Annotated in this window: 20 protein-coding genes; 11 read left to right on the top strand and 9 right to left on the bottom strand. The window is 63.6% G+C overall.

Annotation, left to right across the window (positions count from 1 at the left end):
* Positions 1 to 8: 8 nt before the first annotated feature.
* From JLK41_RS05105 to rluD, 3 genes are all read right to left on the bottom strand, one after another.
* The gene (locus JLK41_RS05105; RefSeq protein WP_231499282.1) at positions 9 to 599 is read right to left on the bottom strand and encodes a TetR/AcrR family transcriptional regulator; all 591 of its coding nucleotides are present in this window, start codon (positions 597 to 599) and stop codon (positions 9 to 11) included.
* A gap of 296 nt (positions 600 to 895) precedes the next feature.
* On the bottom strand, positions 896 to 1627 hold the full coding sequence (gene pgeF, locus JLK41_RS05100; protein WP_152487974.1) for a peptidoglycan editing factor PgeF: 732 nt from the start codon (positions 1625 to 1627) through the stop codon (positions 896 to 898).
* Complete coding sequence (gene rluD / locus JLK41_RS05095) at positions 1624 to 2598, bottom strand: 23S rRNA pseudouridine(1911/1915/1917) synthase RluD (protein WP_047590232.1); 975 nt, start codon at positions 2596 to 2598, stop codon at positions 1624 to 1626. The genes pgeF and rluD overlap by 4 nt, the downstream gene beginning before the upstream one ends.
* A 272-nt stretch (positions 2599 to 2870) precedes the next feature.
* Between rluD and JLK41_RS05090 the strand changes: the two genes are divergently transcribed.
* The 4 genes from JLK41_RS05090 (at position 2871) to JLK41_RS05075 (ending at position 7163) form a co-directional block, all read left to right on the top strand.
* Complete coding sequence (locus JLK41_RS05090; RefSeq protein WP_134678118.1) at positions 2871 to 3863, top strand: outer membrane protein assembly factor BamD; 993 nt, start codon at positions 2871 to 2873, stop codon at positions 3861 to 3863.
* A gap of 138 nt (positions 3864 to 4001) precedes the next feature.
* Entirely contained in the window at positions 4002 to 4238 is a 237-nt protein-coding gene (locus JLK41_RS05085; protein WP_047590238.1) for a PP0621 family protein, read from the top strand.
* A gap of 7 nt (positions 4239 to 4245) precedes the next feature.
* Positions 4246 to 5820 (top strand): sensor histidine kinase, encoded by a 1575-nt coding sequence (locus JLK41_RS05080; protein WP_210390493.1) that lies wholly within the window; start codon positions 4246 to 4248, stop codon positions 5818 to 5820.
* 2 nt (positions 5821 to 5822) lie between these two features.
* Positions 5823 to 7163, top strand: coding sequence for a sigma-54-dependent transcriptional regulator (locus tag JLK41_RS05075; RefSeq protein WP_134678120.1), 1341 nt, complete (start codon positions 5823 to 5825; stop codon positions 7161 to 7163).
* A gap of 36 nt (positions 7164 to 7199) precedes the next feature.
* Here JLK41_RS05075 and thiO read toward each other — a convergent pair whose 3' ends face one another.
* The gene (gene thiO, locus JLK41_RS05070; RefSeq protein ID WP_425321839.1) at positions 7200 to 8276 is read right to left on the bottom strand and encodes a glycine oxidase ThiO; all 1077 of its coding nucleotides are present in this window, start codon (positions 8274 to 8276) and stop codon (positions 7200 to 7202) included.
* Between the two features lie 129 nt (positions 8277 to 8405).
* On the opposite strand from thiO, the gene JLK41_RS05065 reads away from it, so the two are divergent.
* The 7 genes from JLK41_RS05065 (at position 8406) to JLK41_RS05035 (ending at position 16964) form a co-directional block, all read left to right on the top strand.
* Positions 8406 to 8897 (top strand): GspH/FimT family protein, encoded by a 492-nt coding sequence (locus JLK41_RS05065; RefSeq protein WP_210391192.1) that lies wholly within the window; start codon positions 8406 to 8408, stop codon positions 8895 to 8897.
* Positions 8898 to 8981: 84 nt separating this feature from the next.
* On the top strand, positions 8982 to 9545 hold the full coding sequence (locus tag JLK41_RS05060) for a GspH/FimT family pseudopilin (RefSeq protein WP_425321838.1): 564 nt from the start codon (positions 8982 to 8984) through the stop codon (positions 9543 to 9545).
* Positions 9532 to 10077, top strand: coding sequence for a type IV pilus modification protein PilV (pilV, locus tag JLK41_RS05055; RefSeq protein ID WP_210391190.1), 546 nt, complete (start codon positions 9532 to 9534; stop codon positions 10075 to 10077). The genes JLK41_RS05060 and pilV overlap by 14 nt, the downstream gene beginning before the upstream one ends.
* Before the next feature lie 9 nt (positions 10078 to 10086).
* Positions 10087 to 10956 carry a prepilin-type N-terminal cleavage/methylation domain-containing protein gene (locus tag JLK41_RS05050; protein ID WP_210390491.1) on the top strand — a complete coding sequence of 290 codons (870 nt, stop codon included), beginning with the start codon at positions 10087 to 10089 and terminating at the stop codon, positions 10954 to 10956.
* Entirely contained in the window at positions 10953 to 11465 is a 513-nt protein-coding gene (locus tag JLK41_RS05045) for a pilus assembly PilX family protein (protein ID WP_210390490.1), read from the top strand. Before JLK41_RS05050 ends, JLK41_RS05045 begins: the two co-directional genes overlap by 4 nt.
* A 13-nt stretch (positions 11466 to 11478) precedes the next feature.
* Positions 11479 to 16548 (top strand): PilC/PilY family type IV pilus protein, encoded by a 5070-nt coding sequence (locus JLK41_RS05040; protein WP_210390489.1) that lies wholly within the window; start codon positions 11479 to 11481, stop codon positions 16546 to 16548.
* Positions 16545 to 16964 carry a type IV pilin protein gene (locus JLK41_RS05035; protein WP_210390488.1) on the top strand — a complete coding sequence of 140 codons (420 nt, stop codon included), beginning with the start codon at positions 16545 to 16547 and terminating at the stop codon, positions 16962 to 16964. The genes JLK41_RS05040 and JLK41_RS05035 overlap by 4 nt, the downstream gene beginning before the upstream one ends.
* 129 nt (positions 16965 to 17093) lie before the next feature.
* Here the strand turns inward: JLK41_RS05035 and ispH are convergent, their stop codons facing one another.
* The 5 genes from ispH to ribF all read right to left on the bottom strand — a co-directional run bounded on the left by ispH (position 17094) and on the right by ribF (position 22894).
* Positions 17094 to 18038 carry a 4-hydroxy-3-methylbut-2-enyl diphosphate reductase gene (ispH, locus tag JLK41_RS05030; RefSeq protein WP_175253027.1) on the bottom strand — a complete coding sequence of 315 codons (945 nt, stop codon included), beginning with the start codon at positions 18036 to 18038 and terminating at the stop codon, positions 17094 to 17096.
* Between the two features lie 138 nt (positions 18039 to 18176).
* Positions 18177 to 18614 (bottom strand): FKBP-type peptidyl-prolyl cis-trans isomerase, encoded by a 438-nt coding sequence (locus JLK41_RS05025; protein WP_134678128.1) that lies wholly within the window; start codon positions 18612 to 18614, stop codon positions 18177 to 18179.
* Positions 18611 to 19120 carry a signal peptidase II gene (lspA, locus tag JLK41_RS05020; protein ID WP_150608206.1) on the bottom strand — a complete coding sequence of 170 codons (510 nt, stop codon included), beginning with the start codon at positions 19118 to 19120 and terminating at the stop codon, positions 18611 to 18613. The genes JLK41_RS05025 and lspA overlap by 4 nt, the downstream gene beginning before the upstream one ends.
* Positions 19113 to 21947: an isoleucine--tRNA ligase gene (gene ileS, locus JLK41_RS05015; protein WP_210390487.1), complete on the bottom strand. Its 2835-nt coding sequence runs from the start codon at positions 21945 to 21947 to the stop codon at positions 19113 to 19115. Before ileS ends, lspA begins: the two co-directional genes overlap by 8 nt.
* Complete coding sequence (ribF, locus tag JLK41_RS05010) at positions 21944 to 22894, bottom strand: bifunctional riboflavin kinase/FAD synthetase (RefSeq protein ID WP_037046723.1); 951 nt, start codon at positions 22892 to 22894, stop codon at positions 21944 to 21946. The genes ileS and ribF overlap by 4 nt, the downstream gene beginning before the upstream one ends.
* Between the last annotated feature and the right edge of the window lie 28 nt (positions 22895 to 22922).

The following is a 22922-nucleotide window of genomic DNA, read 5'->3' as shown; positions in this document are numbered from 1 at the left end:
GACGGTTATCAGGCCTGCAGCAAGCGCTCCAGGCGGGTGACGAAAGCTTCCAGCGGTTGCAGGCTGTGCCGGACCTTGAGGCGCGCGAGCACGCCCTGCCAGGCATCGCTGATGAAGGTGGCGAGATTGCCGCAGTCCTCGTCGGCCGGCAGTTCACCGGCGGCCTGCGCCTGTTCCAGGCAGCCGCGCAGGATGTCCACCGAAGCCTGCTGGATGGCCGCGACCTCGGCGCCGATGGCCGGCAACATCTCGCTCATCTCGAAACTCAGGCTGCCGATGAAGCAGTGATACTGCGGCGTGTCCTGGCGCGCGAAATGCGCCAGCAGCTCACGGTAATAGCCGAGGATGCGCGCACGCGGGCTCAGTGACGGGTCACTCAGCGCCTGGGCGTAGCGCTGCAGACGCGGGCGGTAGATGAACGCCAGCGCCTGCAGGGCGAAGTCTTCCTTGCTGGCGAAATAGTGATAGAAGCTGCCCTTGGGAATGCCGGCAGCCTGAACGATCTCCAGCACACCGGTACCGTGATAGCCGCGACGGGTCATCACCGCCGAGCCCTTGCTCAGGATCAGGTCACGCTTGTCGAGTCGAATGCTGTTCATGGCGCCGAGCATATGACCGGTCGTCTCGCTCGGCCCAGCACTATTGATGATGGTGATCAAGGGCTAGAACGAAAGCCTGCCTGGACAGCCTTTTCGAACCCGATACCACGCTGGACCGATGAGGCGTATCCACTAGCGACGAAGTAATGACGAACCTGCAGGAGCGGCTTCAGCCGCGAAATGCATCGCGGCTGAAGCCGCTCCTACGGTCCGCACAGACCGCTCTGCCAGTTTTTCCGGATGAGATTGGACGAACGCTGTTCTGCTGGACCGACAAGGCGCGATCCCCCCTGCGCTCAGGGCTGCAGCCAGATCAGCGAGGCGAAACGCCCGGTGCGGGCGCTGCGGCGATAGGAATAGAAACGCGCGTCGTTGTAGGTGCACAGCCCGCCACCGAACACCGCGTTGACGCCAATGGCCGCCAGACGGATGCGCGCCAGCTGGTAGATGTCGGCCATGAACTTCCCGGCGTTGGCACCGGGCACGAAGGCGGCGGCCGCCTCGCCATGCTGCTGCACGAAGGCGTCGCGCACTTCGCCACCGACCTCGAAGGCCGCCGGACCGATGGCCGGACCGAGCCACACCAGCAACTCCTGCGGTGCGACGTTCAGCGCCTGCACGGTTGCCTCGAGCACGCCGCCTGCCAGCCCGCGCCAGCCGGCATGGGCCGCGGCAACCCGGCTACCGGCGCGGTCGCAGAACAGCGCCGGCAGGCAGTCGGCGGTCATCGCCGTACAGGCGATACCAGGTTGTTCGGTCCAGTTGCCATCGGCTTCGATGACCCTTGTCGGGTCCGCCTCGGCCACGACGATGCCATGCACCTGGCGCAGCCAGGCCGGTTGGCAACCCAGGGTTGCGAGCAGATGGCGCCGATTGGCCAGCACCGCAGCCGGGTCGTCATCGACATGATCACCGAGGTTCAGGCTGTCGAACGGCGCCTGGCTGAAACCGCCATTGCGGGTGGTGACACAGGCCCGCACGCTGGCGGGCGCCGGCCAGTCCGGGCGCAGCCAGTCGTGGGCCGTCACCCGACGAACGCCTCGCGGTCCTGGCGCAGCAGGGTCAGCAGCCAGACCAGGTCATCCGGCAGCGCCGACTCCCACTTCATGCGCTTGCCGGTGGCCGGGTGATCCAGTTCGAGAAAGCGCGCATGCAGGGCCTGGCGGGGAAATTCCTTGAGGCTCTGCACCAGGCTCGGGCTGGCCGCCGGCGGGATGCGGAAACGCCCGGCATAGACCGGGTCGCCCACCAGCGGATAGCCGACGTGGCTCATGTGCACACGAATCTGGTGGGTGCGCCCGGTTTCCAGCTTGACCCGCACATGGGTGTGCGAACGGTAACGCTCCAGCACCCGATAGTGGGTGATCGCCGGCTTGCCGCCGTCGGTCACCGCCATGCGCTGGCGCTGGCTGGAACTGCGCCCGATGGGGGCATCGATGGTGCCACCCGCGGTGATCACACCCACACTGATGCATTCGTAGATACGGCTGACGGTACGCTTCTGCAGCTGCTCCACCAGGTTGGTCTGCGCCTGCAGCGTCTTGGCCACCACCATCAGCCCGGTGGTGTCCTTGTCCAGGCGATGGACGATGCCGGCGCGCGGCACGTTGACGATGTCCGGCACGTGATGCAGCAGGGCGTTGAGCAAGGTGCCATCGGCATGCCCGGCGGCCGGATGCACCACCAGCCCTGCCGGCTTGTCGATCACCAGCAGGTGCTCGTCCTCGTAGACGATATCCAGCTCGATATCCTGAGCCACCCACTCGCCCTGCGCTTCCTGCTCGGCATCGAGCACCAGGCTCGAGCCCGCATGCACGGTGTCACGCGGACGCGCCACGGCGCCATCGACGGTCAGGCGTCCTTCCTTGATCCAGGTGGAAAGGCGCGAGCGCGAGTACTCGCCGAACAGCTGCGCGGCCACCTGGTCGAGGCGTTGGCCGCCCTGTTCGAAAGGGACGACGGCCTGGAGTTGGATCAGTTGCTTGTCTATAGAGGTCATCTTCAGAAACCGTTCAAAAATCTGCTGCGCGTCTGCCCTGCTGCGTTGAAAACAGGCTCGGATGCTCATTTACGGCGCGTAAACTCCGCGTCCTCACCTTGCATTGTTCCAGCTCGCGAAACGTTGAACAGGCTCTTGGGCAACGGCGGGAGCCTGGCCTTTGGTTTCGGCGACAGGCTTGTGGTTAAATACGGCGTCTTTGCCCCAGGGTTTTCCGGGGGCGTTCATCATAACAGGACGGCCGCGCGGCCGTCACAGGGACGCAAGCCGCCATGCAAGTGAAACACCTGCTGCTGATCGCCATCCTCGCCCTTACCGCCGCCTGCTCCTCCAAGCAGCCGGAGGTCGATGAAAACCTCAGCGAGGTGGAGCTGTACCAGCAGGCCCAGGCCGACCTGGACAACCGCAGCTACACCCAGGCCACGGCCAAACTGAAGGCGCTGGAATCGCGCTATCCGTTCGGCCGCTACGCCGAGCAGGCCCAGCTCGAGCTGATCTACGCCTACTACAAGAATGCCGAACCGGAAGCGGCCAAGTCGGCGGCCGAGCGCTTCATTCGCCTGCACCCGCAGCATGCCAACGTCGACTACGCCTACTACCTCAAGGGGCTGGCTTCGTTCGACCAGGACCGTGGCCTGCTGGCGCGCTTCCTGCCGCTGGACATGACCAAGCGTGACCCCGGCGCGGCGCGCGACTCCTACAACGAGTTCGCCCAGCTCACCAGCCGCTACCCGACCAGCCGCTATGCCCCGGACGCCAAGCAGCGCATGATCTACCTGCGCAACCTGCTGGCCGCCTACGAAGTGCACGTCGCCCACTACTACCTAACCCGTCAGGCCTACGTCGCCGCCGCCAACCGTGGTCGCTACGTGGTGGAAAACTTCCAGGAAACCCCGTCGGTCGGCGATGGCCTGGCGATCATGACCGAGGCGTACCAGCGCCTGTCCCTGGACGACCTGGCCGCCAGCAGCCTGGAAACCCTCAAGCTCAACTACCCGGATCATCCGAGCCTGGAAAGCGGCGAATTCGTGCCGCTTGAAGAAGAGTCCGACAACCGTTCCTGGCTGGCCAAGGCGACCCTCGGCCTGATCGAAACCGATACGCCGCTGCCGCCGGGCGAAACCCGTGCGAGCCAGGACGTCATCCGCCAGTACGAAGAAGCCGAACAGCAGATTCCGAGCGAACTGCAGCAGGATGCCAAGACCGGCGAAACCGAGAAGAAGCGCTCGTTCTGGAGCTACCTGACCTTCGGCCTGTTCGACTGACCGACAGGTCATGCGAGAAGGGAGGCCATGGCCTCCCTTTTTATTGCCTGGAAACAGCTCACAGGCTACTCCCCTGCCACTGTGCCGATGCCATCAGCTTGGCTAAACTGGCGGCTTTGAACGGATAAAGAGCACGATATGGGCCTGTTTCGCCTGCTGTTCTGGGTCGCCATCATCTTCGCCGGGATCTGGGTCTGGCGTCGCTTCATCAGCAACGCCAAAAAAACCAGGCCCCGTGAGGACGCGGCAGCGCCCATGGTGCGTTGCGCCCACTGCGGGGTGCACATTCCCAAGACTCAGGCGCTGAGCCAGGACCAGCAGTGGTACTGCAGCCAGGCCCACCTCGAACAAGGCCCTCGTACCGGTGATCGCTGAGACAGGCATGCAGGATGGAGCCCAGGGGCGACGCATCCTCCGGCTCTATCATTTCTATCGCCTGATCATCGGCTTGGTGCTGGTGCTGCTGATCTCCAGCAATCTCGACGAACAACTGCTGGATGTCGTGCACATCGGCCTGTTTCGCACCGGCAGCTGGGTCTACCTGATCCTGAACATCTTCATCGCGGTGCTGGTGCAAAGACCCAAGCACCTGGCGCAGCTGTTCAGCCTGGCCCTGGTCGACGTGATCCTTCTCTCCGCGCTGTTCTATGCGGCCGGGGGCACCCCAAGCGGCATCGGCAACCTGCTGGTGGTCGCGGTGGCAATCGCCAACATCCTGCTGCGCGGGCGCATCGGCCTGCTGATCGCCGCCGTCGCCGCCATCGCGCTGATCTACCTGACCTTCTACCTGAGCCTCAGCCGACCCGCTGCCGTCGCCCAGTATGTCCAGGCTGGCGCACTGGGTGCGTTGTGCTTCGCTGGCGCACTCTTCATCCAGGGCATCACCCGTCGCCTGCAGTTGAGCGAGACCCTCGCCGAGCAGCGCGCAGCCGACGTGGCCAATCTGGAGGAGCTCAACGAGCAGATCATCCAGCGCATGCGCACCGGCATCCTGGTCCTGGACACCCAGCACCGGGTGCTGCTGGCCAACCAGGGCGCGACGCAGTTGCTCGGACGTGGCGAACTCAGCGGCAAGATCATCGATCCGCACTGCCCCGAACTGCTCAAGCGCCTGCAGCAGTGGCTGCACAACCCGAGCATGCGCCCGGACAGCCTGCAGGCGCAGGTCGACGGCCCGGTGCTGCAGCCCAGCTTCATCTCCCTGCAGCGCGGTGAGCAGCAGCACACCCTGGTGTTTCTCGACGATATTTCGCAAATCGCCCAGCAGGCGCAGCAGCTCAAGCTGGCCTCGCTCGGCCGCCTGACGGCGGGCATCGCCCACGAAATACGCAACCCGCTCGGCGCCATCAGCCACGCCGCGCAGTTGCTGCAGGAGTCGGAAGACCTGCAAGGCCCGGATCAGCGTCTGGCGCAGATCATCCAGGATCATTCCAAGCGCATGAACCTGGTGATCGAGAACGTGCTGCAACTGTCGCGCCGGCGCCAGGCCGAACCGCAGCTGCTCGACCTGAAGTACTGGCTGCACCGCTTCGCCAGCGAGTTCCGCAGCTCGGCGCCAAGCGACCGACAGATCCACCTGGAGACCCGGGGCGGCAGCCTGCAGACGCGCATGGACCCTCACCAGCTGACCCAGGTACTGACCAATCTGGTGCAGAACGGCCTGCGCTATAGTGCTCAGCAGCACCGCCTCGGCCAGGTCTGGCTGCAGCTGTTCCGCGACGAGAAGAGCGACCTGCCGGTGCTCGAAGTGCTCGACGATGGCCCCGGCGTCTCTGCGGAGCAGGAGCAGCACATCTTCGAGCCGTTCTTCACCACCGAGAACAAGGGAACCGGGCTTGGCCTGTATATTTCCCGTGAACTGTGCCAGAGCAATCAGGCCCGCCTCGACTACAAACCTCGCGAGGGTGGCGGCAGCTGCTTCCGCATCACCTTCGCCCACCCGCGCAAACTGAGCTGACCATGACCCGCCAGAGAGCCCTAATCGTCGACGACGAACCCGATATCCGCGAACTGCTGGAAATCACCCTCGGACGGATGAAGCTGGACACCCGTAGCGCGCGCAACGTCAAGGAGGCGCGCGAGTGGCTGGCACGCGAGCCCTTCGACCTGTGCCTCACCGACATGCGCCTGCCGGACGGCACCGGCCTCGATCTGGTGCAGCACATCCAGCAGCGCCACCCGCAGGTACCGGTGGCGATGATCACCGCCTACGGCAGCCTGGACACGGCGATCAACGCCCTCAAGGCCGGCGCCTTCGACTTCGTCACCAAACCGGTCGACCTCGCCCGCCTGCGCGAGCTGGTCGCCGCCGCGCTGCGCATCCGCTCCCCGGAAGGTGACGAGGCGCCGGTCGACAGCCGCCTGCTGGGCGACTCGCCACCGATGAAGTCGCTACGCAAACAGATTCAGAAACTCTCGCGCAGCCAGGCGCCGGTTTATATCAGTGGCGAATCCGGCAGCGGCAAGGAGCTTGTCGCGCGCCTGATCCATGAACAGGGGCCGCGCATGGAGCACCCCTTCGTGCCGGTCAACTGCGGCGCGATCCCCTCGGAGCTGATGGAAAGCGAATTCTTCGGCCACAAGAAAGGCAGCTTCACCGGCGCCATCGAAGACAAACAGGGCCTGTTCCAGGCGGCCAATGGCGGCACGCTGTTCCTCGATGAAGTGGCGGACCTGCCGCTGCCGATGCAGGTCAAGCTGCTGCGCGCGATTCAGGAAAAGGCCGTGCGCGCGGTCGGCGGTCAGCAGGAAGTGGTGGTCGACGTACGCATCCTCTGCGCCACCCACAAGGACCTGGCCGCCGAAGTCGCCGCCGGGCGCTTCCGCCAGGATCTCTACTACCGTCTCAACGTCATCGAGCTGCGCGTGCCGTCCCTGCGCGAGCGCCGCGAGGATATCGCACAGCTGGCCGAGGTCATGCTCGCGCGCCTGGCGGAGGGCTCCGGCCTGGCCGCGGCCAAGCTGCAACCCGACGCGCTGGAGAAGCTCAAGAACTATCGCTTTCCCGGTAACGTGCGCGAACTGGAGAACATGCTCGAGCGCGCCTACACACTGTGCGAAGACGACCAGATCAGGCCGTCTGACCTGCGCCTGGCCGACGCCAGCGCCCCCACTGGCGAAGTCGGCGAGGCCTGCCTGGCGCAGATCGACAACCTCGAGGACTACCTCGAGGAAATCGAGCGCAAGCTGATCATGCAGGCCCTGGAGGAAACCCGCTGGAACCGTACGGCAGCGGCGGAACGCCTGGGCCTGACCTTCCGCTCGATGCGCTACCGCCTGAAGAAGCTGGGTATCGACTGACGAGACGGGCCTGCGTTGTCATGCAGGCCCTTTCATCTACTGCAGGCGCGCGGCAGGCGCATAAGGCGCCGGATCGATGATCGGTTCGCGACCGAGCATCAGGTCGGCCAGCAACTGACAGGACGCCGGCGCCAGCACCAGCCCGTTGCGGAAATGCCCGCAGTTGAGCCACAACCCCGGGTGCGAGGCCAGTTCGCCGATGAACGGGATGCCTTCCGGCGAGCCCGGTCGCAACCCCGCCCAATGCCCGACCACCTCGGCATCCCTGAGCGCAGGCAGCAGCTCCTCGGCGGAGGCCTTGAGACTTTCCAGCGCGTCAGCGGTCGGCGTCTTGTCGAAACCTGCGTACTCGAGCGTGCTACCGACCAGGACGTGCCCGTCGCGCCGCGGGATCGCATAACGCCCCCTGGCCAGCACCATGCTCGGCAGAAAGTCACCGGCGCACTTGTAGAGGATCATCTGCCCTTTCACCGGCTCGACCGGCAAGCGCAGGCCCAGCGTCGCGAGCAGCTCGCCACTCCAGGCACCGGCAGCGAGCACCACTCGTTCGGCACGCACCTCACCCTCAGCGGTCGTCACCCCGCGCACGCGTCCGCCTTCGTGAACGAAGCCGCTCACCGGACAATGCTCGCGCACCTCCACGTTGGGCATTGCCGCCAGGGCTGCGCGCAGCGCCTTGACTAGCCGGGGGTTACGCACGTTGGCCACACCCGACATATGAATGGCGCGGGAGAACCCCGGTCCCAGCACCGGTACCCGCCGGTACGCCTGATCGATGTCCACCGACAGCAGAGGACGCCCCTGACGCCCGGCCCACACCAGCGCCTCGGCCTCGTCATCCATGTCCAGCCAGTACAACCCGGTGACATGCACCTCGGGGTCGATGCCCGTTTCATCCAGCAAGCGCTGTCCGAACCCCGGATAGAAGTCCTGCGACCAGTGCGCCAACGCCGTGACCGCGGCACTGTAGCGCCAGGGATACAGCGGCGAAACGATCCCGCCGCCGGCCCAGGAAGATTCACGCCCGATATTGCCGGCCTCCACCAGCGTCACCGCCCTGCCCTCCCGCGCCACCATCAGGGTCGAGAGAAGACCGATTGCACCAGCACCCACTACCAGAACGTCAGGACCCAACACACACCTCACTCAGCAGAATAACTTGACAACGCGGCACCAGAGGTTATATCGGAAGACTCGGTCAGGAAGACCGGGCTCATTTGGTGCAACGGATGCACATCGTTCATGAAAACATCACATCAGAAAGCGCACAGCCTCGTCGAGCTGCTTGTCGTCGTGGCCTTACTGGGCATTGTGATCACCCTGTCCAGCCCCTCCCTTCTCCGCCTCATAGAGCAAAACCGGGAACGCGCGTTGCGCGAGGAACTATTGGCCCACCTTAATTTTACCCGCTCCCAGGCTATCCTTTCGCAACGCCCGCACCTGATCTGCGGCTCCAGCAACGGAACGACCTGCGACGGCAACTGGAACGGTCACTGGCTCGTTATGAGCGCACGGGACCAGCTGCTGCTCAGGCGATTCACACCGCCCCGGAACAGTCAGCTGTGCTGGCGTGGCTTTGGCCTGCGCAGCAGAATCCTGTTCCAGGCCAACGGCATGAGCAGTGCCAGCAACGGTCGCTTCTCGATCTGCGGCGCTCAGCAATCAAGCTGGCAGATCGTACTCAACCGCCAGGGTCGACTCCGGGTCAGGGTCGGTGACCGATCATACCGGTAGTTGTACCAATCATCCCTCCTATGAAGACATGCACGGACGAAGCAGGCAGCATTTGACTGCCTCTTACTATCCAGAAGCCACGCCATGCCCATTACCTTGCGACCTCGACTCGCTGACACGTGCAACCCCGGCGGACGCAGACACGCGGGATTCACCCTGATTGAGCTGATGATCATCGTCCTCATCATCGGCATCTTCGCGTTGATAGCCATCCCGAGCTTCACCCAGCTCGTGGCCAACGACCGGACCCAGTCGCAGAACAATGAACTGCTGTCCTTGCTGCAGTTCGCGCGCAGCACCGCAGTGGAGCAGCGTCGACAGATCAAGGTTTGCCAGGATCAGGATGTCTGGAGTGTGAAAGCCGACTGCGAGGAATCGACCGAAGCACTGCGCAGCATGACGCTCAGTGGAGGAGCCAGCGTCAGCGCCAGCAGCAGTGAACTGACGTTCCACTACAACGGCACCGGGCAGAGCGCCTCCTTGCTGACCTGCCATGATGGTGACTTCGCCAACGGCTACACCATCGATGTCCAGGCCAGCGGCAGAGCCCGCAGTTGGGCACGTGGCAAGAATGGCCCATCGTCCGACGACAAGATGACGACCTGCACAGTCCAGTCCGGAGGAGACGATGATGATGGCGAAGACTGAGAAAGGATTCAGCATGATCGAGGTCCTGGTCACACTGCTGCTGGTCAGTGTCGGCGTGCTTGGCATGGTTGCCATGCAGACCCGGACCATTCAGTACACCCAAGACTCCGTTCAACGTAATGTTGCCATGACCCTGGCCAACGACCTGGCGGAAATGATGCGTGCCATGCCGACAGGCCTGCCCGAGTCTTCAGGATTCTACAAAGCGGCTGATGCAGACTTCCCGGACAAACCTGACGAATGCGCGCCGCTGCCGAGTGCCGCCAGCGCCCAGCTGGCCTGCTGGGCGGACAAGGTCCAGAAGATGCTGCCGGTGGAAGCCGCCACGGCCGATGGTGACAGCCTGCTCAAGAGCGATTTCCATGTCTGCCGCACCGATACCGCCAACACCTGTACCAATACCGGCAGCGCCGTCGAAATCCAGATTGCCTGGCGGACCAAGGCCGGCGAGTGTCTGGATCCTGACCAGGACCCGAGCGACGCAGACACGGACATGACCATCTGCCGCTATCGCCTGCGCACGCAGATATAGGGAACCCATATGACATACCAACGCTCGCAGTCCGGCCTGTCGATGGTCGAACTCCTGGTGGCCCTGGCGATCAGCAGCTTCCTGATCCTCGGCGTCACCCAGGTCTATATCGATAACAAGCGCAGCTACTCCTTTCAGCAGAGCCAGACAGAAAATCTGGAAAGTGGCCGCTACGCCTTGCTCGTACTGCAGCAGGAGCTGACCAAGGCCGGTTATCGGCGGCGCCCCGACGAAGGAACCGACATCGCATTCCCCGCCGTAGGCGACCTGGCAGGCTGCGGGGCCTTCTCGCTAGGTCAGGCAATCAAGCGCACGGCATTCAACTCGCTCTGCATTCGCTATGAGCCACGCAATCACCTCGAGCGCAATTGCCTGGGCGAGTTGCCCGTGACCGCAGCCGACCTTGAGGAGGCCCCCTATACCAGCTCCGATGAAATCATCATCGAGCGCCTGTACTTTGCCAAGGACGATGATGAAGATGGCGAAGCCGGCGCTCTGATGTGCACCCGCGTCCATACCACTCGGGCGGGCGCCACACTCGACGGACGCGAAGCCCAGAGCGGAGAACTGGTATCGGGGCTGGCCGATCTTCGCTATGAATTCGGCACAGGCACGGCTGCCGATCCTCGCAGCATTACCCAGTACACCTCGGCGAGCACCACGCTGCCCATTCTCGCCGTGCGCCACACAGCCCTGATGCGTAGCGCTGGCGCACGCCTGCGCGATTCGATCGATGCCGCCACGGCGCTGACCACCTGGCAAGACATGGTCGAAGTGGAAGACGACGATGAAGTCTTGGCAGCCTTGAAGGCTGACGACAGTGGCCAGCTCTATCAAATATCCCAAAGCAACGTGATGCTCAGGAATCTGATGCCATGACTCAAAACCTGCCTCGAAACCAACGCGGCGCGGCCCTGTTCGTCGCACTGATCATGCTGCTGGTCATCACCCTGCTCGCACTTTCCGGCGCACGGGAAAGCACTCTGGAAGGTCGTATCACCGGCAACCTCGTCGAACAGCAGAAGCTGACCAACAATGGAGAGGGCGGTCTTCGCCAGGGCGAGAGAGCGCTCACCGCGCCGCCCAAGCCACATGAGCAGGCTTGCAACGACCTCTATTGCTTCCTCAGCCAGGAGGCCGTGTATGGCACCGATTTCGACAGTGCGCTGGACTACGTCCCGGTCTCCGGTGACAGCACGCAGTCAGTCAAGTGGTATGCCGTAACAGCCCCCTCCGGCTCGACGGAAGGCCAGGCGGAAAACCCCGAGTACGGCAACATGATGCTGGGTATCGGAACCTTTCGCTATGAAATCAACGTGGAAAGCACCAACTCGGTGACCGGCCATAGCGCACGCCTGCGCTCCACCACCGCCAAAGTCTTCAACTGAGGGATACCCAAGCATGCGCAACTCCACCTTCCTTCAGAACAGCGCAATCGCGCTGACTGCAGTTGTCCTGGGTAGCCCGCTAGCCGCGCTGGCAGGCCTGAACAGCCCCTCACAATCGCCGCTGTTCGTCAGCGACTCGAGCACGCCGCTCAACATGCTGGTGATGGGGCGTGACCACAAGCTCTACTACGAAGCCTACAACGACGCCTCCGACCTCAATGGCGATGGCGTGATCGACACGGGCTACAAGGGGTATCTCGGCACCGACCAGGGCGGTATAGACTATTTCGGTTACTTCAACTCGAACGTCTGCTACACCTACACCGACGGCACGTTCGTCCCGACCGGCGTCGCTACCAACAAGACCTGCGCCGATCAGTGGAGCGGGGATTTCCTCAACTACCTGGCCACCTCGCGAATGGACGCGCTGCGCAAGGTGCTGTACGGCGGCTACCGGGTCACCGACACCACCTCCCAGACCCTGCTGCAAGGTGCCTACATCCCCAATGACGCCCACGCCTGGGGCAAGGAGTACAACAGTGTCGCCGTCGATGGCTACGACATTGCCAGCTATACGCCACTGACCTCCCCCCCCAATGGCCATCGCCATCTGTTCGCAGTGGTGTCCTTGACCCAGGACACCGGGATTCCGCAACTTCGCGTCCTGACCAATACCTCCTTCCGTATCTGGAACTGGGTCTCCAAGGAGCGTCCGGTAGCCATGGATAAATGCGTCAACAGCAGCGGAGGTACCGTCTTGTGCACTTCGGGTGGTTCCTCGGCCTCCGGCTGGGCGCTGGTACCGGCCGACGTGCTGAGCAACGTGACCGTCACCACCTGGAAAGACAGCACCGCCAGCCCAAGCAACCAGAGCCAGATGGACAGTCTGTTCGACAACCATCGCAACAGGGACCGCTGCGGCAGCGGCCCGGCCGCACAGATCTACAAGGGCACCAACGGCAACCCGTTCAGTGGTAACGGCTGCACCGACGACAATTACCACAGCCTGATCACCGCGACCTTCACACCACCCAGCACCGGCAACTACAGTTTCGCCGTCGATGGCGACGATGCCGTCGACTTCTTCGTTAACAGTACGCGGGTCGCCGACTGGTACAACGGCCACGGCAGCAGCAACTCCGACAGCAGCCTCAACAGCCACTCCGGTAGCATTTCGCTGATCGGGGGGCAGGCCTACTCCCTCACCTTCCGTCATGAGGAAGGCAGTGGTGGCGACAACTGGGGGCTCTACTGGAAACTGCCGGACAGTGCCCCGAGCACCATGACCGACTACAACGTGCGGGTCGAGGTCTGCCCACCCGGCGACACGACGTTGCGCGAGAGCACCTGCAAGGTGTACGGCAGTGGCGCGGTAAAACCGACCGGGATCCTGCATGACTTCGGTGAGACCAACCGAATGCACTTCGGCCTGCTCACCGGCTCCTACGCCAAGAACATGAGCGGCGGTACGCTGCGCACCAACATGGGCAGTTTCCTGCGTGAACTGGACCCCTATACCGGTCAGTTCTGTGCATCCAGCGCCAGCTATTGCGACAACGCCATCAACAACCCGGCGCCGCTGCGCAACGGAATCGTCGCCACCATCAACAAGCTACGCATCTATGACTACAGATACAATGACAACACGTATGGATGCGGCTGGATCACCACCAGCCCGATGTCGCAAAGCAGCAACTGCTACATGTGGGGCAATCCGGTTGCCGAGATGATGTATGAGACGCTGCGTTACTTTGCCGGAGCCAGCGGCGCGACAGCGGCCTACGACTACTCGAGCGGGCCCGACCAGACCCTCGGGCTGCCCAAGCCTACCTGGGTAGCCCCTTACTCCGCTGGCGGGAACGATGGCAACGGCTATCCGGCCTGCTCGGTTCCAGCCATGACGGTGATCAGCGACATCAATCCGTCCTATGACGTCAAGGTGCCCGGCGGCAAGACATCCTGGCAAGCCAACGGCCAGGCCTTCTCCAACGCAGCCGACCCGGAGTCGCTGAGTGGCCTGAACGTCTCCACCGAGACCGACGCCATCGGCGTGGCCGAAGGACTGACCGGCAAGCAGATCTTCATCGGCGAATCCAATGGCGTCGCCGACAGCGCGCCGACCGCCAAGACGATCAATGGCCTGTCCAGCGTACGCGGCCTCTCGCCCGAGGAGCCGAGCAAGCAAGGCACCTACTACTCTGCGGGTGTCGCTCGCTTTGCTGCCACCAACCCGGTCGGCGGCGACAAGGCGCTGCAAACCTATGCGGTCGCCTTGGCCTCGCCGCTGCCGAAGATCGACTTCCCGGTCGGCAACCAGCGCATCACGCTGGTCCCCTTCGCCAAGTCGGTTGCAGGTAGCGGCATTAGCAATACTGCAGATTTCCAGCCAACCGACCAGATCGTCGACTTCTACGTACAGGACATCGCCAATACCGACCCGGAGGGCAGTGACAGGAACCTGGATCTGAATGGGGGCCGTCCCTATGCCGTGTTCCGTATCAACTACGAGGACGTCGAGCAGGGCGCAGACCATGACATGGACGCCATCGCTCGCTATACCTTGTCGGTGACCGAGGCTGGCGAACTGCAGGTCGATCTCTTCTCCGAGTATGCAGCCGGCGGCATCTCGCAGCACATGGGCTACGTGATCTCGGGCACCGGCGCCGAAACGGACGGTATCTACCTGGAGATCTGCGACCTGCGTGACGGCACGGTCAATAGCGGCGACCGTGGCAACTGCGAAGCCCAGACCCGTTATCGACTGAACACGCCGCCGGGCCGCCCGGCCGGCTGGTGTACCGTCAGCACCAACTACAACAGCGCCGAGTGCGCCGGCCTGCCACCCAGCGCTACGCGGACCTTCACCCCGTCCGCCAGCGCCGGCAATGCCGAGTTGCTCAAGAGCCCGCTGTGGTATGCCGCCAAATACGGTATGCCGGAGCGCGACCCGGCAGACATAAGTGGCGACCCGGACAACTACTTCCTGGTCACCAACGCCCTGACCCTCAAAGAGCAACTGACCAAGGCGTTCAACAATATCGGTCAATCCAACAACTCGGTGACCAGCCCGGGCGTCGACGAGAAGTTCAATGCCACGAGTAACGAGTCAGACGGCAGGTCCATCTACCGGACCGACTACAAGGTCGAGACCTGGAGTGGCGACCTGATCAAGGAAAGCGTCGACGAGTCAGGCAACCTGACCCAGGACTGGAGCGCCTCGGCGAAGCTGACCGCTGCGGGTCGCAACATTCGCATGGCCGCCACCGACGGCACACTGCAGGACCTGACCTGGAACAACCTGGCTGACCGCGAAGCGCACAACAATGCCGAGCAACTGGTCGACCTGCAGGCCGCGATGGCCACCGACCTGCTCACCGGCAGCCCTGCGACCAGGGATGACTCGGACCAGCTCAGCGCCACTGCCCTCCAGTTGGGGCAGGATCGACTGGCCTTCGTCAAAGGCACACCGAATGCCAACTTCCGCCGCCGCGACTCGCTGCTGGGCGACATCATCAACTCCAGCCCGGTCTCGGTCGGTGGCGCACAGTACCTAACCTACCTGGCCGAGAGCATCGAACCGAGTGGCGACTACGCCGAGTTTGCCGAGACCCAGAAGAGCCGCAGCAAGCGTATCTATATCGGTGCCAACGATGGCATGCTGCATGCGTTCGATGACAACGGCGTCGAGCAGTTCGCCTTCGTCCCCACGGCGGTGATTCCGGAGCTGTACCGCTTGACCGACCCTGACTTCAACGAAGAGGGGGGCGCCCACAAGTTCTATGTCGATGGCACCCCGGTGGTTCGTGACGTCTACATCAACGGTGGATGGCGCACGGTACTCGTTGGCACCCTGCGGGCTGGCGGCCGCTCGCTCTTCGCACTCGACATCACCGATCCGAATGCCATCAGCCTGCTCTGGGAGTTCAATCTGGGCGATGACATTCCGGCAGACGCTCCGGCGAACACGCCCAGCGACATGGGCTACAGCTTCCCCACCCCCACTGTCGCCAAGCTCCATAGCGACCAGTGGGCCGTCGTCACCGGCAACGGCTACGACAGTCCCAGCGGTCGCGCCGTACTGCTGCTGATCGATATTGCCGACGGCACCCTGATCAAGAAGCTGCCCACCAAGGAAACCGATACCGACAATGGCCTGTCCAGTGTCAGGGTCGCGGACAACAACAGCGATGGCTTTGCCGACTATGTCTACGCCGGCGACCTGAAGGGCAATCTCTGGCGTTTCGACCTGATCGACACGAGCAAGGCGAATCCGTTCGAGCGGGGCAGCGCCAGTGTCAGCGACTTCAAGGTCTCCTACGACGGCACGCCGCTGTACCTCGCCCGCAGTGCCAGCGACGAGATCCAGTCCATCACCGCGCCGCCTTCGCTGGTTCGCCACCCGAGCATGAATGGCTATATCGTGATGTTCGGCACCGGGCGCTATTTCCGTGATGCGGACAAGAGCAGTGAAGAGAACGCACTGGTCCAGACGCTGTATGGCATCTGGGACATGAAGACCAGGGGCGAGGAAACCGCAGCAGCCCCGGACATTGATCGACTGGATCTGCAGGCGCAGAGCATCACTGTACAGAACGCCACCTTCCAGAACGGAGACACAACCATCTCTCGGCAGGTACGCACGCTGAGCAACAATCCCCTGAGCTGGTTCAACGGCAGCAGTGGCAAGTATGGCTGGTATCTCGACCTCAAGACTGGCAACAGTGGCGACGGCGAGCGTATCGTCAACGAGATGTTCGCGCGTGGCCAGGTGCTGTTCGCCGGAACCATCACGCCCTCCGTTGATCCCTGCGCGGCCGATCTGAAAGGCTGGACGTATGGCATCAACCCCTTCACCGGCGGGCGAACCAACTTCGCCGTGTTCGACCTGAACAACGATGGAGTGGTAGGTGCCAGCGACAACTATCAGGGTGCGAGTGTGTCGGGTATCCCAACCTCGGCTGGCGGATTCACGCTGAGTGACAACAGGCTGTTCAGCACCGATGGCAGCCCCATCGTCGTAAACTTCGGTCCGACCGTTTCGGGCCGGCAGAACTGGCAAATTCTTCCGGAGAATGACGAATGAGCTTCAAGACAGCAGCAGGCTTTACCTTGCTGGAAGTCATGATTACCGTGGTGATAGTCGCGATCCTGGCCGCCATCGCCTATCCGAGTTATCAGGAGTACGTGCTGAGGAGCAATCGCTCGGAAGGCATGGCGCTGCTCAATGATGCGGCCGCCCGACAGGAGCGCTACTACGCTCAAACCAACCGCTATGTCACCAGCACTGCCGATTCGGCGAAGCTGGGATTGGCCAGTACCACGTCCTCGACCGGCAAGTATCAGCTCAGTATTGCTGGCAACGGCGGCGGCTATACGCTGACCGCCACGCCTCAAGGCGTGCAGACGCGTGATACCAAATGCGCAAACCTGACGCTCAACGCCCAAGGGGTGAAAGGCAAAAGTGGCAGCAGCAGCAGCGTTGACGACTGCTGGCGTTAGGGCCCAGAAAGTCGTCACCTGAAGAAGCGCGCGGGCTTGCCGAGCGCAAACGCGCATCGGCAAGCACTGGTGATTTTCTACGGAGTAACGAAAAAGACGGCCTCAGGGCCGTCTTTTTCCTAGCAGCGACTATAGCGCCTTAACCCTCAACTCCTTCGGCATGGAGAACGTCACGTTCTCCGGCCGCCCTTCCAGTTCGCACTCCCCTTCTGCGCCCCAGGCGCGGAGCTGTTCCACCACGCCGCGCACCAGGACTTCCGGGGCAGAGGCGCCAGCAGTGATACCCACCCCCGCCACACCGTCAAACCACTCGGACTTGAGGTCTTCGGCGCCGTCGATGAGGTAGGCCGGCGTGCCCATGCGCTCGGCCAGTTCGCGCAGGCGATTGGAGTTGGAGCTGTTCGGGCTGCCGACCACCAGCAGCACATCGCACTCGCTGGCGAGCTGCTTGACCGCGTCCTGGCGGTTCTGCGTGGCATAGCAGATGTCGTCCTTGCGCGGCCCGCCAATGGCAGGGAACCTGGCGCGCAGGGCGTCGATCACCTTGCTGGTATCGTCCATCGACAAGGTGGTCTGGGTCACGAACGCCAGGTTCTGCGGGTCGCGTACCTGTAATTCGGCGACGTCCGCCTCGTCCTCCACCAGGTAGATGGCGCCACCGTTGCTGGCGTCGTACTGGCCCATGGTGCCCTCGACTTCCGGGTGTCCTTCGTGGCCGATGAGGATGCACTCGCGACCTTCACGGCTGTAGCGCACCACTTCCATGTGCACCTTGGTCACCAGCGGGCAGGTGGCGTCGAATACCTTGAGACCACGATTCGCCGCCTCGTCGCGCACCGCCTTGGAAACACCGTGCGCACTGAAGATGACGATGACGTCGTCCGGCACCTGATCCAGTTCCTCGACGAACACCGCGCCACGGGCGCGCAGGTCCTCGACCACGAACTTGTTGTGCACCACTTCATGGCGCACGTAGATCGGCGGACCGAATACCTCCAGGGCACGGTTGACGATCTCGATGGCGCGGTCGACACCGGCGCAGAAGCCACGGGGATTGGCGAGTTTGATATGCATACAAGGCGTCTCGCGATAAAACGAAGGATCGGCACAAGGCACTTGAGTGATCCCGAAAGTCGCAGCCTGCGCGGAATACGCGCAGGCTGCAAGAAGAGCTCGCGGCTGAAGCCGCTCCTACAGGGTCAGCACGACCGGTTAGAGCGCTTTGACCTCGATGATTTCCACATCGAACTGCAGCACCTTGCCAGCCAGCGGGTGGTTGAAGTCGATGGTCACCTGAGCGTCGTCGAAGGCTTTGACTACACCCGGCAGCTCGGTATTGGCGGCGTCGTTGAAGATCACCAGCAAGCCCTCGGACAACTCCATGCCCTCGAACTGGCTGCGCGGCATGACCTGCACGTTCTGCGGGTTGGGCTGGCCGAAGCCCTGCTCCGGCTGGACCTGCACGCTGCGCTTGTCGCCGGCCTTGAAGCCGTACAGCGCCTGCTCGAAGCCCGGCAACAGGTTGCCATCACCGACCTTGAAGGTGGCCGGCTGCTTGTCGAACGTGCTGTCGACCACATCGCCGTTTTCCAGCTTGAGGGCGAAATGCAGGGTGACCTCGCGATCCGGGCCGATGCGTACGTCGCTCATTGCGCAGCCTCCTTCGTGGACTTGTCGCTCTTGAACATATCCAGTGCCAGCAGGATGGCGCCGAGGGTGATGAAGGTGTCGGCCAGGTTGAACGCCGGGAAGAACCAGCGGTTCTGCCAGTGCACCAGGATGAAATCGACCACATGACCGAGCACGACGCGGTCGTACAGGTTACCCAGCGCACCGCCCAGGACCATGGCCAGTGCCACGGCGAGGAGGGTTTCGTGGCGCTTGAGACGCTTGACCCAGACCACCAGCACGACGCTGACCACGATGGCGATGGCGGCGAAGAACCAGCGCTGCCAGCCGTCGGCATCCGCCAGGAAACTGAATGCCGCGCCGGTGTTGTAGGCCAGGGTCCAGTCGAAGTAGTCAGGGATGACCTGAATACGCTGGTACATGCTCAGACTGCCTTCGAAGAAGTCCTTGCTGACCCGGTCGACGACCAGGATCAGCACGCTCAGCAGCAGCCAGGGCAAGTGCCCGAAACGCGAAGACTCAGGCATGCTTGCGCACCTCGCCGTCACCCTCGATGTTGCTCACGCAGCGGCTGCACAGTTCCGGATGCGCGGCGTGGCTGCCGACGTCGGCACGCAGGTGCCAGCAACGACCGCACTTGGCATGCGCGGACTTGACGATCTTCAGCTTCAGGCCCGGCACCTCGGTGCTGACGGCATCGGCCGGCGCATCCGCCAGGGGCGCGGTGGTGGCAGCGGAGGTGATCAGTGCGAAGCGCAGCTCGTCGCCGAGCTTGGCCAGATCGCCGCTCAGGGCGTCGTCGCTGAACAGGGTGACCTCAGCCTGCAGGCTGGCGCCGATGGTCTTGCTCGCACGCATGGCCTCCAGTTCCTTGTTGACCGCGCCCTTGACGTCCATCACGCGCTGCCAATAGGCCTGATCCAGCTCGAAGCCTTGCGGCAGACGCGCCAGGTTCTCGTACCAGGTGGCCAGCATCACCGACTCGGCGCGCTCACCCGGCAGGAACTGCCAGATTTCCTCGGCGGTGAACGCCAGGATCGGCGCCACCCAGCGCACCAGCGCCTCGCAGATGTGGAACAGCGCGCTCTGGCAGGAGCGACGCGCCACGCTGTCGGCCGCCGTGGTGTACTGGCGGTCCTTGATGATGTCCAGGTAGAAGCCGCCCAGCTCCTGCACGCAGAAGTTGTGCACCTTGGAGTAGACGTTCCAGAAGCGGTACTCGCCGTAGGCCTCGGTCAGCTCGTCCTGCAGGCGCGCGGTGGCGTCCACCGCCCAGCGGTCGAGGTCGAGCATCTGCTCGGGTTGCAGCAGGTCCCTGGCCGGGTCGAAACCGTTGAGGTTGGCCAGCATGAAGCGCGCGGTGTTACGGATGCGGCGGTAGGCATCGGCACTGCGCTGCAGGATCTGGTCGGAAACGGCCATCTCGCCGGAGTAGTCGGTCGATGCTACCCACAGGCGCAGGATGTCGGCGCCCATGCTGTCGATCACCTTCTGCGGCGCAACCACGTTGCCCAGCGACTTGGACTGCTTGCGGCCCTGCTCGTCTACGGTGAAGCCGTGGGTCAGCAGTTCCTTGTACGGCGCGTGGCCGTCGATGGCGCAGCCGGTCAGCAGGGAGGAATGGAACCAGCCGCGGTGCTGGTCGGAACCTTCCAGATAGAGGTCGGCCACCGGACCGCTGCGGTGCGCCAGGTCGGCGTGGGAGCCGCGCAGCACGTGCCAGTGGGTGGTGCCGGAGTCGAACCACACGTCCAGGGTGTCGCGGCTCTTGTCGTACTGCTCGGCCTCGGCGCCCAGCAGCTCGGCGGCGTCGAGCTTGAACCAGGCTTCGATGCCCTCCTGCTCGACGCGCCCCGCCACCTCTTCCATCAGTTCGACGGTGCGCGGGTGCAGCTCGCCGCTCTCCTTGTGGGTGAAGAACGGGATCGGCACGCCCCAGTTGCGCTGACGCGAGATGCACCAGTCCGGGCGCCCGGCGATCATGCTGTGCAGGCGCGCCTGGCCCCAGGCCGGGACGAATTTGGTTTGTTCGATGGCCGCCAGCGAGCGCTCACGCAGGGTGCCGCCCTCTTTCGGCTGGCTGTCCATGCCGACGAACCACTGCGCGGTGGCGCGGTAGATCAACGGCGTCTTGTGGCGCCAGCAGTGCATGTAGCTGTGGCTGATGGTGGCGTGCTTGAGCAGCGCACCGGCTTCTTCGAGCTTGCTGACGATGGCCGGGTTGGCCTTCCAGATGAACTGGCCGCCGAAGAACGGCAGCGACTCGGCGTACACGCCGTTGCTCTGCACCGGGTTGAGGATGTCATCGTTGCTCATGCCGTACGCCTTGCAGGTACGGAAGTCGTCCTCGCCGTAGGCGGGTGCGGAGTGAACGATACCGGTACCGGCGCCCAGCTCGACGTAGTCGGCCAGGTACACCGGCGACAGACGCTCGTACAGCGGGTGGCGGAAGTTGATCAGGTTCAGCGCCGCGCCCGGCGCGGTGGCCACCACCTCGCCCTGCAGGTCGTAGCGCTGCAGGCAGCTTTCCACCATTTCCTCGGCCAGCAGCAGCAGGCGGTCACCGACGTCGACCAGGGCGTAGGTGAATTCCGGATGCACGTTCAGCGCCTGGTTGGCCGGGATGGTCCAGGGCGTGGTGGTCCAGATGACGATGGCGGCCGGCTTGCTCAGGCTGGCCAGACCGAAGGCGGCGGCCAGCTTGTCGGCATCGGCGACCGGGAAGGCAACGTCGATGGCTTCGGACTTCTTGTCCATGTACTCGACTTCGGCCTCGGCCAGCGCCGAGCCACAGTCGAAGCAGAAGTTGACCGGCTTGAGGCCCTTGAACACGAAACCGTTCTTGACCATCTCGGCCAGGGCGCGGATCTCGCCGGCCTCGTTGGCGAAGTTCATGGTCAGGTAGGGGTTGTCCCAGTCACCCAGCACGCCAAGGCGGACGAAACCGGCCTTCTGCTCTTCCACCTGCTCGGCGGCATAGGCACGGCAGCGCTCGCGGGTCAGGTCGGCCGGCTGGTTCTTGCCGAAGGTGGTCTCGACCTTGTGCTCGATCGGCAGGCCATGGCAGTCCCAGCCCGGCACGTACGGCGCGTCGAAGCCGGCCATGGTCTTGGAACGGGTGATGATGTCCTTGAGGATCTTGTTCAGCGCGTGGCCGATGTGAATGCTGCCGTTGGCGTAGGGGGGGCCGTCGTGCAGGATGAACTTCGGACGCCCTTCACCCGCCTTGCGCAGCTTCTCGTACAGGCCAATATCAATCCAGCGCTGCAGGGTCTGCGGCTCGCGTTGCGGCAGGCCAGCCTTCATCGGGAAGGGGGTGTCGGGCAGGTTCAGCGTGGCTTTGTAATCGGTCATGTCGGACTCTTCATCAGCGGGTGGCTCTGCCAATATTCACGGGCAGTTGCAATATCGGCGGCAATTGCCGCCTTCAAAGCCTCCAGCGAGGCGAAACGCTGCTCATCACGCAGCTTGTGGTGGAAAGCCACCGAGAGGCGCCGGCCATACAGATCGCCGGCAAAATCCAGAAGGTGTACTTCCAGATGGGCGCTACCGTCACCGGCAACGCTGGGGCGCACGCCAATATTGGCGACGCCTGGTTGAATCACGCCATCGACGTCACAGCTCACCAGATAGACGCCGGTCAGCGGCACCTTGCGCCGCTTGAGCTGGATATTGGCAGTGGGGGCATTCAGCTGGCGACCGAGCTTCTGTCCGTGCAGCACCCGCCCGACGATGCGAAACGGCCGCCCCAGCAGGGCTTCGGCCAGTTCGAAATCACCATCGGCCAGCGCCTGGCGCACGCGTGTGCTGCTGACCCGGCCACCGCGCACCTCGACCGTGGTCGAGGCATCGACGCTGAAGCCATGACGCTGGCCAGCCGCCTTGAGAAATTCGAAATCGCCGGCCCGGTCGCAACCAAAGCGGAAATCGTCGCCGATCTCCAGGTCCCTGACCTTGAGCCCGTCGACCAGCACGCGCTGCACGAACTCGGCCGCCGACAACTCCCGCAGCCGGCGATTGAAGGCCAGGCACAGCACCATGTCGACGCCTTCCGCGGCCAGCAGGGCAAGCTTGTCACGCAGGCGGGTCAGGCGCGCCGGAGCGGTATCCGGGCCGAAGAATTCTCGCGGCTGCGGCTCGAAGATCACCACGCAACTGGGCACGGCCAACTCCGCGGCACGCTCACGCAGGCGCGCCAGAATGGCCTGGTGCCCACGATGAACGCCGTCGAAATTACCGATGGTGACCACACAGCCCCGCGCCTGGGACTGCAGGTTATGAAGACCTCGAACCAGCTGCATAGCACGCTTCTTGTTCACAAAGTGGCCG

The organism is Ectopseudomonas khazarica (assembly GCF_017915135.1).
GTDB lineage: Bacteria > Pseudomonadota > Gammaproteobacteria > Pseudomonadales > Pseudomonadaceae > Aquipseudomonas > Aquipseudomonas khazarica.
Note: the sequence above shows the minus strand (reverse complement) of the source record. Positions and strands in the feature narration are given on the sequence as shown.